Source organism: Melghirimyces profundicolus, assembly GCF_003054245.1.
GTDB lineage: Bacteria > Bacillota > Bacilli > Thermoactinomycetales > DSM-45169 > Melghirimyces > Melghirimyces profundicolus.
Window position 1 is genome coordinate 75,520 of the sequence record NZ_QBKR01000009.1, and the last position, 15,374, is coordinate 90,893.

Genomic DNA, 15,374 nt, shown 5'->3' on the forward strand with positions numbered 1-15,374 from the left:
CATCAGCTTTTCATCCATAATCATGGGTTACCGGCAACCATGAGAAGTGCCCCCCTTTCGTTTCACGGGGGGTTTCAAAGTCGCTGGTTCGTGTAAACGCTTCCCTTCTTCTGAGCCTGTCCATCCATCACAACGATTCCGGTTAATATTCAATAATGATAACCGTTTATCGCTGGGATCACTGCGGAAGTTGCAGGGATTGGAGGGTGTTTCTCATTTCTTTGGTCAGCGGGAGGCTCCGTTGCCGGCGGTAGTCGTAGTGAACCAGGACGGCCCGTCCGACGGCGATCAGTTCATCGGTCTTCAGATCGCTGATCCGGTGAAGAAGAGTGAAGCTGCTGTTCCCGATCCGTTCCGCTTCCGTCGTCACTTTCAGCCACTGGGCGAAGGAGGCTTGGGATTTGTATTCGCAGCTGGTGGACGCGACGATCAATTTCCAGTCGTTCAAATCCATCTCCGGGTCCAGCATCTGAAAGAGTTCGATCCGGGCCGTCTCCATGTAAGTGTAATAAACGGCGTTGTTCACGTGCCCGAGCCCGTCACATTCGTTGAAGCGAACTTGCAGTGTGGTGGTCAGCGGCATGTTGCCCCCTCCTTCGGTTTTGATTCCGTTCCCTTTTCATTATAGCCGATGACGACCTGTCCGCGTTTCATCTTTTGCAGCGAAGGTATGTGTAAGGGTGGAGAATCATGCAGGAGTACCATTGTTATGTGTAAGGGAAATGATATAAAAAAACATGGGGGAAAATCATGAGTACAAAGAAATTAGTGTTGTCCCTGCTGGATTTTAGGTTTAAAAAGCAGGTTGGTTTCGTTCCACTGATGTCTGCTCTTGAAGGAGTACAAGCAGGCGAGGCTTCATGGCAGCCACATGCCAACAGTCATTCGATCTGGCAGATTGTAAACCACATTGGGTTTTGGAATGAAAACATATTGAGAAACTTACAAGGTAACACAACCCCTGTGAATGCAGACAACAATGCAACGTTTGGGGATCCTGGAGATCCTGCAGACGAGGCTGGATGGCAGGCTGCGGTTAAGGAGGTTCAAGAAGTCTGTAAAAAAATACAACTGACATTGTCTGATTGGGACGAGAGTCGATTTGATACACCTTATGATCAATCGGCTTCATCACATAAGCTTGTTCTTTCAGATTTGGCAATGCACGACGCATACCACATAGGACAAATTCTTTATATTCGTAAACTATATGCTGAACGATCCAATCATTCATGATTATTCCATATGGATGAAGCTTTCCATGAGGTTACCCGAATACAGAAATAGGTGTACCGGGCCATCGGAAGGCGAGCACAAGGACAGGGCACCGCTTGGTTCCATGAATGAAACCCCGGTTTTCCGGGGTTCATTTTTTAAACCGGTTGATCTTCGAAGTAAGGAAAACGCTCGTTTCGTTCCCAGGATTCCACGGTATAAAGGGCTTGGTGAAACGGGATCCCCCGGCCCATGAGGAAGGAGATGGCATTGGTTTGGTAAAGGACATGGCGCAGAGAGAGTCCGGCGGCGTGTTCCACGATGCCGTGGTGAACAGCCGGGGATACGAAGAACTTGATATCCCGGTGGCATGACAGGTGGATACATGGTGTTCCCTCCTTTTTCAGTCAGGGTCAGTATATTCTTTTTGCCCGGATGAGTTCGATCAAATTACGGAAACAAAAGGTGAAGGATGATGTTAAACGGAACTTCAGTTTCAGACGGATTCTGAACGCTTTGGAGGATGAAACATCATCCAAGGGTTCCCCCCTTTCCTGAAAGGACTTCTGCTCCCTTCACCGAATCAAACAAGGGGGTGTATTTTGGGGATTATTGTGAAAAAGTCGCTGTTTCGGGGAAACGCTTTCCCTCTTCTGAGCCATACAATCAATCACAACGCTTTAAGGGGGTACGAATGAATGATGCGGAAACTGTCAGCGAAACCATTCTCGAAAGCCCGCGATTTTCTTTTGACCCGAGCTCGACCCTTGGATCGCGCCATGTTTCGATTTGAGTTTGAACAAGGGTCTGCAGCTGACGTGTTGAAAGAACTGGAGAGCTATCAAAATGAGGACGGCGGATTCGGTCATGCCTTGGAGCCTGACTTTCGTCTGCCGGATTCATCGGCGCTGGCAAGTACGATCGCGCTCCAATACATCTCCCGGCTGAGGCGGACAGAGACGCCGCCGATGGTCCAGCGGGTGATGAACTACCTGAGAAAAACATTTGATGAACCAAATCAAATCTGGATGCCGGTACCCCAATCCATTGACCAATATCCCCGAGCGACCGATTCAGGTCGCCCCTTCACCGGAAGCGCATTATTATCCCATCCTCCGTACTTCCGTGGAAGAAAACCTGGACTTTCTCATCTCTCACCAAGCTGAGGATGGTGCCTAGAACCCGACGTGGGAATGGGGGAGATACGAGGAAGTCTGGCAGCGGGCCAAGGAAGAGTGGAAGGGTGTGCTGACCCTCGATGCCTTACGGATCCTGCGTTCATTCCGTCGGATCGAAACTTGAACAGCATGAGGGTGCGGGACGGAGGGGGTTGTCACCCTTCATCGCTGCTTTGGACAGGATTCGAATGATTGAGTGGTTTCTCACGATAATTTGAATATATAAGGCCATGGCCATTTTAGATCGTTCAGATTGGCTCCTGCTGGGGCTGAGTAGGAAAAGGCTTGGATATCAGCCCCATCCCCTCTGCTCCGTCCACCCACATAAAGAATACCGGCTTGAGTCCAATCGAGTCGGTGTTTTTTACTGGCTTTGTTGTATCCCCCATTCCCATATATCCAGCCACCACAGTTATCGCCCTTTATAAAAACGATGGGCTCTTTCTTTTGGCCAAACCCAAAAGGCGTTGCCTTGAGCCATGATCAGGTGGTCCAACTACATTTCAAAGGACAGGGGAAGATAATCTGGTCTATCCAGTCTCTCATGATCAATGTATACGAGGTATTCCTCGGCACCAGAGGCACATTTATAGGAGTCAATCGCTAAGTAGCCAAAATCTTGGTATATCCCTATGGGATAAATGTTTCCGGGGACAAATTCAGCCAAAGGTACGTGATAATTTTCCACAATCTCATCCAGGTTGTATAGAGTGAGTCCTCCGCCATAATAGGACATCTTGAACAGGACTGCCCCATTATGACGAAGGAGAAACTTCTTAGTAGTCTTTAGGCACGTACCATCCATTTTCTTCTTCAAACGCCTGAATTTGATCTGAAGTAGCCGATTCGTTAAAAGTGAATTCCATATCCACAACAATTCCTTTAGAACGTTGTACCTGTTTGAGTATCCCCGAATCATCCAGGCGGTTTTGCAAACTGTTTAGTGTCTTTTCAATCACATCTCCTAATTCCATTTACATTCCTCCTTTATTGATAAAGGGCTATCCAAAAGGATAGCCCAATTATATTTTACCGGTAGATCTCCGCTCCCCCCTTCCGGAATTCTTTCGCCTTCTCTTCCATTCCCTGTTGGCGGGCGTCTTCCAGTCCGATGCCTTTCTCCCTCGCGTATTTCCGGATGTCTTGTGTGATCCGCATGCTGCAGAATTTCGGTCCGCACATGGAACAGAAGTGGGCGGTTTTGGCCGGTTCCGCCGGGAGCGTTTCGTCATGGAAACTCCGGGCGCGGTCGGGGTCAAGAGAGAGGTTGAACTGGTCTTCCCACCGAAATTCAAACCGGGCTTTTGAGAGGGCGTCATCCCATTCCCGGGCCCGGGGATGTCCCTTCGCCAGATCGGCGGCATGGGCGGCGATTTTGTAAGCGATCACTCCTTCTTTGACATCCTCCCGGTTGGGAAGACCCAGATGTTCCTTCGGGGTGACGTAGCAAAGCATGGCGGTTCCATGCCAGGCGATCAGGGCGGCACCGATGGCCGACGTGATATGGTCATAACCGGGGGCGATATCGGTGGTGAGGGGGCCCAGGGTATAGAAGGGAGCTTCATGGCACCATTTCTGCTGGAGGTCCACATTCTCTTTGATCCGGTGCATCGGGACATGGCCCGGTCCTTCCACCATCACCTGGACATCGTATTCCCAAGCGATTTCGGTCAGCTCCGCACACGTGCGCAGTTCGGCGAATTGCGCCTCGTCGTTGGCGTCGGCGATGGATCCGGGTCGCAGGCCGTCCCCGAGGGAGAGGGAGATGTCATAGGCGCTCATGATTTCGCAAATCTCCCGGAAATGGGTGTAAAGGAAATTTTCCTCGTGATGGGCCAGACACCAAGCGGCCATGATGGAGCCTCCCCGGGAGACGATTCCGGTCATCCGCCCGGTGGTCAGGGGGATGTACCGAAGCAGCACGCCCGCGTGGATGGTGAAGTAATCCACTCCCTGCTCCGCCTGTTCGATCAGGGTGTCCCGGTAGATCTTCCAGGTCAGTTTCTCCGGTTCGCCGTTCACCTTCTCCAAGGCCTGGTAGATCGGGACGGTGCCGACCGGTACGGGGGAGTTGCGCAGAATCCACTGCCGGGTGGTGTGGATATCCTTGCCGGTGGAAAGGTCCATGATCGTGTCGGCTCCCCAACGGGTGGCCCAAACCATTTTTTCCACCTCTTCTTCGATGGAAGAAGTCACCGCCGAATTGCCGATATTGGCATTCACTTTCACATGAAAATTCTTTCCGATGATCATGGGTTCGATTTCCGGATGGTTGATATTGGCGGGAATGATCGCCCGTCCGGCGGCGACTTCTTCCCTGACGAGTTCGGGGCGGACTCCTTCCCGGAGGGCGATGAATTCCATTTCGGGGGTGAGGATCCCTTTTCGCGCGTAATGGAGTTGGGTGACCCTTTTTCCTTTTTTGGCGCGAAGGGAAGTACGTTTCAACCCCTCCGGCATCGAGCGGCCCGACGGCGGATTCGGGTCCGGGGAGCCGCCCGCGGTCTCCCGCACCGTTTCCACGTCGTCCCTTTCCAGGATCCAGTTCCTGCGAAGCGGAGAAAGCCCCTTACGGGGATCCGGGGAGATTTCCGGGTCGGTGTAGGGACCGCTGGTATCGTAGAGGCGAAGGCTGGAAGCTTTCGACCCGTCACCGGCGGCGGAAAGGGGAATCTCCCGCATCGGGACCCGGATCTCTTCCCGGGACCCTTCCAAATAAATTTTTCGGCTGTGGGAAAAGGACGAACGCAACAACTGGCCGGTTTTCATCAAAAAACAACCTCCCGATCCAATTTCGGCAAACCGCCAACGGGAGGAGGGCAGGGGCCGGACTCCTTCGCCGTATGTAGAAAAAGCCGTACTCAGCGTACGGCTTTTTTGCACGACGGTTGGGTACCGGTCCTGCATTCGGTGCTTTCCTACGCTGGAATTACCCAGATCAGGTTTAACGGTCGGCGTAGAGATCCCGCCCTCTCAGCCTGGCTCCTCCAAGCTCCCGTGTCTATGCAGTTGCCTGGTATCATTGAACCACAGGGTCCGGCAAAATAGCAAGCATTTCACTGAACTTTTTGTCAGAAAAACGGCCGGAGGGCGAAACTTTTTTCTGTTTGATTCGTCCATAAGAGGAAGGAAAAGAAACCCTTCGTATCCGGCCGGGACCATTGACTGACAAGAGATCCCGCCTGACCAAGTGGAAAGGGAAGCTTTCTTTCGGCCCGGCGGATGGGTTATCCTGAGTTGTAGCATGTGCCCGGGAAGGATGAAAACAATTGAGAATCGAATGGTCTCATGTGAATAAACAGTATGCGGAAGGCGAAAACGGACCGTACCGCCTCCGGAAACGGACCGGTTTGCTGGATTTCACCGTCACGTTGAAGGAGGGGGTGACGGCGGTGCTGGGTCCGAAGGGATCGGGAAAAACCACCTTGCTCCGGGTGACCGCCACCCTCTCCGTTCCCGATGACGGGCGAATCACCTACCGAACCTTTGGAGGGAGGCAGTATACTTGGTCCAGAAGCATCGCGGCCATGGGAGACACCTCTCCTCTGGAGCCGCTTCGGAGACGGCTGGGGTACGTCCCCCCGCATAAGAAACTGAACCAGGACGATGTGTTGCTGGAGGATGCCCTGGTTTATCTGGCTCAATACCACCGGCTTTCCCAGCCGAAAAAACAAGCGGTGGAGATGGTGGCGCGTTGGGGACTGGCGGCGTTTCGGAAACGGACACTGGCGGAACTTCCGGCAGCAGCGGCATCCCGGTACGCGTTGGCCGCCAGCCTGATTGGCGATCCGGATATCTGGCTTCTGGACGAACCGACCCGGGGGCTGGATGAGCTGGGTTGGCATCTGTTCCTCCGTGAGTTGGAACGACGGAAGGGAAAAGGGATCACCTTGATGGCCATTCACGACCTGGAACTTGCCGAAGTGGCTGAGAATCTTCTCCTGGTCGAAGGCGGATCCTGCCGACGGTTGGGGCGGAGGAAGCTGCTCACCTCCGGTGTGCCCGACGGTTCCGTGGCTTCCTGGTACCGGATGATGCAGAGCTTTTCTTCACAGGGCAAAACCGGAGGGTCCTGAGGAAGCGGGTACCGTTTAATTGTGAAACATTCCGCTTCAATCGTAAAAATATTCCCTCTCCCGTGAATAAACATGAAGTAAAGGGCGGTTTCCCCGAAGATCGGGGGAGTCAATCCGCCTGAGACGGGGAGGGAAGAGGGATGGACGTTTCATGGAGCCCCGGGGAAATGCTTCGCATCATCCGGCGTGGGCTGGTTCCAATGCATCCCCCCAAAAAGGTGGTCATTGTCGGAGCCGGGATGGCGGGATTGGTTGCGGCTTCCCTGTTGAAGGAGGCGGGACATCAGGTGGTGGTTTTGGAAGCTTCCGGACGAGTGGGGGGGCGCGTTGACACGCTCCGGGCTCCCTTTACCGGCGGTCAATACATAGAAGGCGGCGCCATGCGGATCCCGGAAGTTCATTTCCTGACGATCGAATATATCCGAAAATTCGGTCTCAGGCTCAATCCTTTTATCAATGGGACCCCTTGCGATTTCCTTTACGTGAACGGAATTCGGACCCGAATGGATTTGTATCAACAAAATCCCGACATCCTCCGGTACCCGGTTCTGCCTTCGGAGCGGGGAAAGACCGCGAAACAACTGATCTTGGAGGCGGTCAGACCCTTCCTCACCCGGTACAGACAATCGCCGCCGGACGGCCGGGCGGTCCTGATCCGTGAAATGGACCGGTATTCCTTTGAAGGATTTCTCCGGGCCAATCCCCTGGGACCGTCGCTCTCGGCCGGGGCGGTGGAGATGATCAAAGTGATCTGGGATATCGAGGGGCTGGCGGAGCATTCCTTTCTGAAAATACTGGAAATTTTTCTCCTCTTTATGGATCCCCGGATCCGCTTTTATGAAATCACCGGCGGCTTTGACCAATTGCCCCTGGCTTTTCTCCCCGGCTTGCGGGAGGAGATCCGGCTCGGGCAAGAGATGGTGAGGATCGAACAGAAACCGGACCGCGTTCGCATCCAAACCCGGAAAACGGAGACCGGTGAACCCTGTTGCTTTGAGGGGGATTATGCCGTCGTCACGATCCCCTTTTCGGTTTTGCAGCAGATCGATGTTGAACCCCGAAACTCGTTTTCCCACAACAAATGGCGGGCGATTCGGGAACTTCACTACTCCTCTTCCGTCAAGACCGGAATCGAGTTCAAAAGCCGTTTTTGGGAACGGGAAGGACTGTGCGGAGGGAAAACGGTCAGCGACCTGGCGATCCGCTTCACCTGCTATCCGAGTCACGGGATCGGCCGTCCGGGACCGGGGGTGGTGTTGGCCAGTTACACCTGGGAAGATGACGCGATCACTTGGCACAGCCGGTCGGATGAGGAGCGGGTCCATGTTGCGCTGAAAGATCTTTCCCACATCCACGGTTCGAAGGTGTACCGGGAATTCGTGACGGGGGCTTCCGTCAGCTGGACGCGCAATCCGTTTTCCGCCGGGGCGTTTTCGCTGCCCAAACCTTTTCAGCTGACCGAGCTGGTTCCATATATCTCCCTGCCGGAAGGAAGGATCCATTTCGCGGGAGAACACACTTCCGCCGGAGCCTCCGCCTGGATCCAGGGAGCCATCGAATCGGGCATCCGGGCGGCGGCGGAAGTCAACGGAAGGAGGGACTAGAATTTGAGAAAAGGGGAAGCGTTTACCCGAAACAGCGACTTTGCTGTCCTGCCCAGCGGAGCATCAGCCGGCAAAGGCGTTCAGGGGCAACAGCTTGTCTGAGTTGCATCCGCAGACGTTTGCCCCTGCCCGCAGCAGGATGATTCGGAGCGGACAGTGCAGGAGCGGCTTCGGGGAATGCCGCCGCTCACTAATACTTCCAGACGCAAAACCCCCGCATTCCGGAGAGAATGCGGGGGTACCATTATTTTTGCTCGATCAGCTCCATCCGGTTTCCGAAGGGATCGCGCAGTTCGAAGCGTTCATAGCCCGGGATGGGTACGGACTCCAGAATCTCGGCTCCTTGATCGGTGAGATGACGGCGCCAAGCGGACAGATCCTCCACTTGGTAGGGCCTTGCTCCGGCTCCGGTCGATTCCGTCTTCGGTTCCGACGTGGATTTCCACGTCCCCGAGACGGAGCCAGAAACCGCCGCGTCCGGAGAGGCTCCCCGGTTTGGGGATCTCCCTTAGTCCCATCACCCCGCAGTAGAAGCGCCGGGCTTCGTTTTCCGCTCCCCGGGGAACGGTGATCTGCGCATGGTGGATGGAAAGGAGCTCCATCAGGAGCTCACTTCTTCTTTGTCGTTCAGGAACTGACGCAGCACGGTGTGCAGGATGCCGCCGTTTTTGTAGTACTCGATTTCCACCTGGCTGTCGAGGCGGATGATCGCGTCGAAGCGGATGGTGGAGCCGTCGGGGCGTGTGGCGGTTACCTTCACTTTCTGCAGGGGCTGGATCTGGTCGTTCAGCCCTTCGATGTCGAAGGTTTCCTCGCCGGTCAGTCCGAGGGATTTCCAGCTGTCCCCCTCTTCGAACTGAAGGGGCAGGACCCCCATGCCGACCAGGTTGCTGCGATGGATGCGTTCAAAGCTCTCGGCGATGACGGCTTTGACGCCGAGGAGGTTGGTTCCTTTGGCGGCCCAGTCACGGGAGCTTCCGGTGCCGTATTCTTTACCGGCGAGAACCACCAGCGGGGTGTTGTCTTCCTTGTACTTCATGGCTGCGTCATAGATCGGCATGGTTTCACCCGTGGGCACATACTTCGTGAAGCCGCCTTCCGTTCCCGGTACCATTTGGTTGCGGATGCGGATATTGGCGAAGGTGCCGCGGGTCATGACCCGATCGTTCCCCCGGCGGGAACCGTAGGAGTTGAAGTCGCGGGGCTGGACGTTGTGCTCCTTCAGGTATTTCCCGGCGGGGCTGTTGGGAGCGATGGCACCGGCAGGGGAAATGTGGTCCGTGGTGACGGAGTCCTTCAGGAGCGCCAGCGCGCGGGCTCCCTTGATTTCCCGGATCGGTTCCGCTTCGGGGGAGAGATCCGTGAAGAAAGGCGGTTCCTGGATATAGGTGGATTTTTCGTCCCACTCGTACAGTTCGCCTTCCGGAGTGTCCATCTTGTTCCACCGTTCGTTGGCGTCGAAGACACTGGCATACTCCTTGCGGAACTGGTCGGGGTTCATCGAGGCTTCCACGGTCTTCCGAATTTCTTCGCTGGAGGGCCAGATGTCCTTGAAATAGACCGGGTTGCCGTCAGGATCATGGCCGATCGGATCTTTGGCGAAGTCAATGTTCACTGTTCCGGCGAGGGCGTAGGCAACCACCAGCGGCGGGGAAGCCAGATAGTTGGCTTTCACGTCGGGGTGAATCCGGCCTTCGAAGTTCCGGTTCCCGGACAGAACGGAAGCCACGGTCAGGTCGTTGTCGTTGATGGCTTTGCTGATCTCTTCCGGCAAGGGACCGCTGTTCCCGATGCAGGTGGCACACCCGTATCCGGCCAGGGTGAAGCCAAGCTTGTCGAGAGAGTCCTGCAAGCCGGATTTCTTCAGGTACTCGGTCACGACCTTGGATCCCGGCGTCAGGCTGGTTTTCACATAGGGTTTGACCGTGAGTCCCTTCTTGACCGCTTTATCGGCCAGAAGAGCCGCACCCAGCATCACCGACGGGTTGGACGTGTTGGTGCAGCTGGTGATGGCGGCGATGACCACATCGCCGTGCCCCAGCTCGAAGGTTTCTTCGTTGTATTTCACCTGGACTTTCTTGTCGGTTTCTTCGACACCGAAACCGCCTTCCTCGATCGGTTTGGTCAGGGTGTTCACCCAAGTGTCCTTCATGTCGGAGAGTTCGATCCGGTCCTGGGGACGGCGGGGACCGGCGAGACTGGGCTTCACATCGCCGAGATCCAGCTCGATGGTGTCGGTGAAGGCGGGATCCGGCGTGTCGTCGGTGCGGAACATGCCCTGGGCGGTGTAGTATTCCCGCACGAGTTCGATCAGCTGATCGTCGCGCCCGGTGTTGGACAAGTAGGTGAGGGATTCTTCATCAACCGGGAAGAAGCCCATGGTGGCGCCGTATTCCGGTGCCATGTTGGCGACGGTGGCACGGTCGGCCAGGCTGATGTTGGACAGACCGGGGCCGTAAAACTCGACGAATTTGCCCACCACGCCTTTTTTCCGGAGCATCTGGGTGACGGTCAGTGCCAGGTCGGTGGCGGTGGCGCCCTCGGCCAGCTGACCGGTCAGCTTGAATCCGATCACTTCCGGAGTCAGGAAGTAGAGGGGCTGTCCGAGCATTCCGGCTTCGGCCTCGATCCCGCCGACACCCCAGCCGAGAATTCCCAGACCGTTGATCATCGTGGTGTGGGAGTCGGTGCCGACCAGAGAGTCCGGATAGACTTCGGTTTCCCCGTCCACTTCACGGGTTTGGGCCACCTTGGCCAGGTACTCCAGGTTCACCTGATGGACAATCCCGGTGGCCGGGGGAACGACGCGGAAGTTGTCGAAGGCTTCCTTCGCCCAGCGAAGCAGGCGGTAGCGCTCTTCGTTCCGCTCAAATTCCCGGTTCATGTTGTATTCGAGCGCGTCTTGGGTTCCGAATTTGTCCACCATCACCGAGTGGTCGATCACGAGGTCCACCGGAATCAGCGGGTTGATCCGGTCCGGGCTTCCTCCGACCCGGTCCATGGCGGAGCGGAGTGCCGCCAGGTCCACCACGGCGGGGACGCCGGTGAAGTCCTGCAGCACGATCCGGGCCGGCTTGAACGCCACTTCTTTTTTCTCTTTCAGAGAAGTCCAGTTGGCCAGTTGTTCGATGTGTTCTTTGGTGACCGAATGTCCGTCATACTGCCGCACGGCCGCTTCCAGCAGGACTTTGATGGAGAAGGGGAGGCGGGAAATATCGCCCACGCCTTGGGACTCCAAGTCCTTCAGGCTGTAATAGACGTAGTCCTTGCCGCCGGCGGTGAGCTTTTTGCGCACGCCGAAGAGGTCCTTTTTGGACATGCAAAACAACCTCCTTGGGGGGGTAAAATCGAGAAGGAGTTCAGTTTCATCTGTCGAAACCGAGTTTCTTTTTCAATACCATTATACACTGGGACTTTCCTCTTTGTATACCCTTGAATTCGTTTTAACTTGCCCTTTTGTACGGAAAATATAGGGCGTATAATAGATAGTAAAAATCAATTTCACTAAGCGGAACAAAGGGGCATCCTCCATGGAAGGAAAAAAGACGGTCCGCGCGGCCGAACGCGCCCTCGACATCCTCCTGTGTTTCACCCGGCAACCGGAATTGTCGCTGACGGAAATCGCGCGAATGACGGAATTGAATAAGAGCACCGTGTACCGCCTGTTGGCCACCCTGGAAGAGAAGGGGTTCCTCGCAAGGGATGCAGAGACGGACAAATATCGTCTGGGGTTTCGGATCTGGGAGCTTTCGGCCCACCTGTCCCGGACCGATGATCCGGCTCTCCTGTTTCTTCCCGAGATGGAGCGCCTCCGGGACAAAATCGAAGAGACGGTGAGCCTTTATGTCCGGGACGGTTTGGAACGCATCCGCGTTCAGGCGGTGGAAAGCCTTCAGGCCATCCGGCGGGTGGCCCCGGTCGGTGCCAGGATGCCGCTGTCCGTGGGAGCAGCGGGAAAAGTGCTGGCTGCCTTCGCCGAGCCGGCGGTCCGGGCTCAGATCCTGGCGGATCCCGACTGGCCGGAGAACGTGGACAAGAGCGACTACCTCCGGCAGCTGGACCAAATCCGGCGGGATGGATACGCCACCAGTGTGGAGGAACGGGAAGCGGGAACCTCGGCGGTGTCCGTCCCGATCTTCGGACGAAACGGAAACATCCTGGCCGCCTTGGCCGTTTCCGGTCCAGTGGGCCGTCTGACCCTGGAACGGATGGAAGAGGTGGTCCCCCATATCATCGAGGCGGCCGGACGCATGCAGAAGATGCTGACAAACTGAGGTCTGTTTGCCGCTGTTTTCGGGAAAACAGGAAGAAAACCGAAAGTGCGGGAGGGATTCCATGCGCGATTATAAAAAACCATCCCGGGAGGAACTGAAAAAGCGGCTCACCCCCATGCAGTTTGAAGTGACGCAGAACAACGGAACAGAACCCCCGTTTCAAAATGAGTACTGGAACAACAAAAAAGAAGGTATTTACGTGGATATCGTGACAGGGGAACCGCTGTTCAGTTCCAAAGACCAGTACGATGCCGGATGCGGCTGGCCCAGTTTCACCCGGCCCCTGGACAAAGACCGGTTGGAAGAGAAGGAGGACCGGAGTTTCGGCATGCACCGGACCGAGGTGCGGAGTAAAAAAGGGGATTCCCATCTCGGACATGTCTTTGACGACGGGCCGGGGCCCGAGGGTTTACGCTACTGCATCAACTCGGCCGCTCTCCGGTTCATTCCGAAGGAAGATCTGGAGAAGGAAGGCTATGGTTCCTGGCGAAAGCTGTTCGAAGAAGACGAAGAAAAGAACGAGGAATAATCAAGCTGCCTGACACTTTCAGGGGCTTTTTCTTTTTGTATGATTTTTGTTGAAGGGCAGCCGGGTTTTAAACCTGTAAATGGGGTCATCGGGAGAAGAAAAACCGTCAGGGCCTTCGCTTTCAGTGAAGGCAAAGGGGATCCCGGGATAAAAAATCCCGGGGTTCTCCCCCGGGTATTCTGGGTCAACCTTTGAAGTTTGCCTTCATCTGGCGGACGGGCCCCACATATTGATTCAGGGGAAACCCGTTCCGGATGGCTTCCGTGATGAAATTCTTGGCCATCCGCACGGACTCCTCCACGCTCTTCCCGTGGGCCAGTCCCGCTGTAATGGCGGCGGAGTAGGTGCATCCGGCACCATGGGTGTGGGGGGTGTCCAGCTTCTCCGATTCGTAGGTGGTAAAGCGCTCGCCGTCGTAAAGGAGATCGACGGCCCGTTCATGGGAAAGTCCGGAACCGCCTTTGATCAGGACGTACTTCGGACCGAGCCGGTGGATGGCGCGGGCGGCCGCTTTCATTTCTTCCAAGGTGGTGATGGGTTCCGTCCCTGCCAACTGGGACGCTTCGAAGAGGTTCGGGGTCACGATGGTGGCTTTGGAGACGAGTCGGTCGCGCAGCGCTTCCTTGTTTTCCGGATGGAGGACGTCGTTTTCCCCTTTGCACACCATCACCGGATCGACCACCGCATGATGAATTTCATATCGGTCCATCAAATCCGCCGCTGTCCCGATGATTTCCGCCGTGCTCAGCATCCCGGTCTTCATGGCGTCGATGCCGGTGGAGAGAATGGTTTCCAACTGGGCTTTCACGGTTTCAAGAGGGATGGGGTGCACCCCGTGAGCCCACCCGTTTTCGGGATCCATCGTGACGATGGTGTTCAGGGCCGACATGCCGTAAACGTCCAGGGCCTGAAACGTTTTCAGATCGGCTTGGATGCCGGCGCCTCCGCTGGTATCGGAACCGGCGAGGGTCAATGCTTTCTTCACTGAACATCCTCCTTCTGACTGTCCTGGCCTTCCTTTCTATTTTAAAGGAAGGGATTTATTTTGTAAGGGGAGAGAAAAGAAATGGCCGTTCCGGTGAACGGTTCTTTATTATTGCCGCATGGAATCGAATATTCGTAATTGACGGACTCGTGACGTCCTGTTTTAATGAATTGTAACTTGGTACCAACGGGAGGTGGCGGCATGACAGCAATGGCTTTGAATGATCTCCTGCCGGCGGAACGGATCTCCCGGTCGGAATCATCCAATCCCCTCGGAAATAGCGGCGATTGGATCGCACAACCCCGTACGGAAAACGAAATCGCCGATCTCTTGCGTCACGCTGACGAAAAGGGATGGAAAGTAACGGTGACCGGCGGCGGCAGCAAACGGGGATACGGCGGTTTGAGGGAGCGGTATGATATGATGCTTTCCCTTGCGGACTTGCGGGGGGTGGTGGAACACCGGAGAGGGGACATGACGGTGACGGTCCGGGCGGGAACTCCCATCCGGGAACTGGCCGACCACCTGGCGGAACATGGACAGAGACTTCCCTGTGATCCCCGGTGGCCGGGTACAGCGACCATCGGGGGAGTGGTGGCAGCCAATGAAACCGGCCCCAGACGCCTGGCCTTTGGAGCACCGCGGGATTTTGTACTCGGTCTCCGGGTCATCTGTCCCGACGGACGCATCCTTCGGACTGGGGGCAAAGTGGTGAAAAACGTGGCCGGATACGATATGAACAAGCTGTTTGTCGGCTCGATGGGAACGCTGGGAGTGATGTCGGAAATCACGGTCAAACTGAGACCGCTTCCCCCTGACCAATGTCTGATGTATCTCACCTTCCCGGAAGGGAGCGAAGCAGACATCGAACCGTTCCTCCGCCTCCTTCGCTCGTCGACGCTGGAGCCCTTTGCCCTGGAGGTCCTCAACCCCGTGCTGGCGGAAAAAACGGCGGGAGTGAACCGGTATACCCTGGCCGTGGCCTTTGAGGACCGGAGCGAGGCGGTGGATGATCAGGTGAAATGGGTCCGGGACCATCTCCCGGAAGGCATCGGGATGGAAATGCGCCGGGGCGAAGAAGCCCTCCGATGCTGGGAAGCGTGGGCCGAACTCGGACCGCGGGGTCCGGAGGTCCCGGACACGGATTCTCCTGCCGCAGCCGCCAAGATCGGGTTGAGAAGCACGGAGACGGTTTCCTTTATCCGGGAAGCGACGGAAAAAGCTTCAGATCGGGGGTTGGAGGTGTTCGCCCACGGCGGGGCGGGTCACGGGATCGCCCGGATCTGGTTGCGCGGTACCCGGGAAGCCGTCCTCCCCTATCTCGCGGAACTGCGTTCGGTTGTCGAGGAAAGGCGGGGCTTTTTGGTTGCCGACCACCTTCCCTTCGAATGGCGGAAACGGTTGGATGTCTGGGGGAACCGGACCATCCCCTTCGGTTTGATGAAGCGGATCAAAGATTCCTGTGATCCGAACCGGACGCTGAATGATCAACGGTTTGTGGGGGGGATTTAAT

General features: G+C 56.0%; 12 protein-coding genes and 1 pseudogene. 7 read left to right on the forward strand and 6 right to left on the reverse strand.

Going from position 1 to position 15,374, the window contains the following annotated elements:
* Positions 1-178: 178 nt before the first annotated feature.
* A complete protein-coding gene (locus C8P63_RS08080) occupies positions 179-583 on the reverse strand; it encodes an acyl-CoA thioesterase (RefSeq protein WP_108023005.1) in 405 nt (134 codons plus the stop codon).
* 167 nt (positions 584-750) lie between these two features.
* On the opposite strand from C8P63_RS08080, the gene C8P63_RS08085 reads away from it, so the two are divergent.
* Together C8P63_RS08085 and C8P63_RS08100 are read left to right on the forward strand one after the other, a co-directional pair.
* Positions 751-1,236: a DinB family protein gene (locus tag C8P63_RS08085; protein ID WP_108023007.1), complete on the forward strand. Its 486-nt coding sequence runs from the start codon at positions 751-753 to the stop codon at positions 1,234-1,236.
* A 677-nt stretch (positions 1,237-1,913) separates the two neighbouring features.
* Entirely contained in the window at positions 1,914-2,381 is a 468-nt protein-coding gene (locus C8P63_RS08100) for a hypothetical protein (RefSeq protein WP_245920785.1), read from the forward strand.
* A gap of 788 nt (positions 2,382-3,169) precedes the next feature.
* Here C8P63_RS08100 and C8P63_RS08110 read toward each other — a convergent pair.
* Together C8P63_RS08110 and thiC are read right to left on the reverse strand one after the other, a co-directional pair.
* On the reverse strand, positions 3,170-3,367 hold the full coding sequence (locus C8P63_RS08110; RefSeq protein WP_108023015.1) for a hypothetical protein: 198 nt from the start codon (positions 3,365-3,367) through the stop codon (positions 3,170-3,172).
* Between the two features lie 55 nt (positions 3,368-3,422).
* Entirely contained in the window at positions 3,423-5,162 is a 1,740-nt protein-coding gene (gene thiC, locus C8P63_RS08115; protein ID WP_108023017.1) for a phosphomethylpyrimidine synthase ThiC, read from the reverse strand.
* A 500-nt stretch (positions 5,163-5,662) separates the two neighbouring features.
* Here thiC and C8P63_RS08120 point away from each other — a divergent pair, with 500 nt between their 5' ends.
* Positions 5,663-6,469, forward strand: a complete 807-nt coding sequence (locus C8P63_RS08120) for an ATP-binding cassette domain-containing protein (protein ID WP_108023019.1) — start codon at positions 5,663-5,665, stop codon at positions 6,467-6,469.
* A gap of 140 nt (positions 6,470-6,609) precedes the next feature.
* Positions 6,610-8,073 carry a flavin monoamine oxidase family protein gene (locus tag C8P63_RS08125; protein ID WP_108023021.1) on the forward strand — a complete coding sequence of 488 codons (1,464 nt, stop codon included), beginning with the start codon at positions 6,610-6,612 and terminating at the stop codon, positions 8,071-8,073.
* A 244-nt stretch (positions 8,074-8,317) separates the two neighbouring features.
* Here C8P63_RS08125 and C8P63_RS08130 read toward each other — a convergent pair.
* Both C8P63_RS08130 and acnA read right to left on the reverse strand, forming a co-directional pair.
* Positions 8,318-8,675 (reverse strand): annotated as a pseudogene (locus C8P63_RS08130) (VOC family protein).
* The gene (gene acnA, locus C8P63_RS08135; protein ID WP_108023023.1) at positions 8,675-11,392 is read right to left on the reverse strand and encodes an aconitate hydratase AcnA; all 2,718 of its coding nucleotides are present in this window, start codon (positions 11,390-11,392) and stop codon (positions 8,675-8,677) included. Before acnA ends, C8P63_RS08130 begins: the two are co-directional and overlap by 1 nt.
* 211 nt (positions 11,393-11,603) lie before the next feature.
* Here acnA and C8P63_RS08140 point away from each other — a divergent pair, with 211 nt between their 5' ends.
* Positions 11,604-12,347 (forward strand): IclR family transcriptional regulator, encoded by a 744-nt coding sequence (locus C8P63_RS08140; protein WP_108023025.1) that lies wholly within the window; start codon positions 11,604-11,606, stop codon positions 12,345-12,347.
* Between the two features lie 61 nt (positions 12,348-12,408).
* A complete protein-coding gene (gene msrB, locus C8P63_RS08145; protein WP_108023027.1) occupies positions 12,409-12,876 on the forward strand; it encodes a peptide-methionine (R)-S-oxide reductase MsrB in 468 nt (155 codons plus the stop codon).
* 184 nt (positions 12,877-13,060) lie between these two features.
* Here the strand turns inward: msrB and pdxK are convergent, their stop codons facing one another.
* Positions 13,061-13,861, reverse strand: a complete 801-nt coding sequence (gene pdxK / locus C8P63_RS08150) for a pyridoxine/pyridoxal/pyridoxamine kinase (protein WP_108023029.1) — start codon at positions 13,859-13,861, stop codon at positions 13,061-13,063.
* A 201-nt stretch (positions 13,862-14,062) separates the two neighbouring features.
* On the opposite strand from pdxK, the gene C8P63_RS08155 reads away from it, so the two are divergent.
* On the forward strand, positions 14,063-15,373 hold the full coding sequence (locus C8P63_RS08155; RefSeq protein ID WP_170109568.1) for an FAD-binding oxidoreductase: 1,311 nt from the start codon (positions 14,063-14,065) through the stop codon (positions 15,371-15,373).
* The last annotated feature ends 1 nt before the right edge of the window (position 15,374 follow it).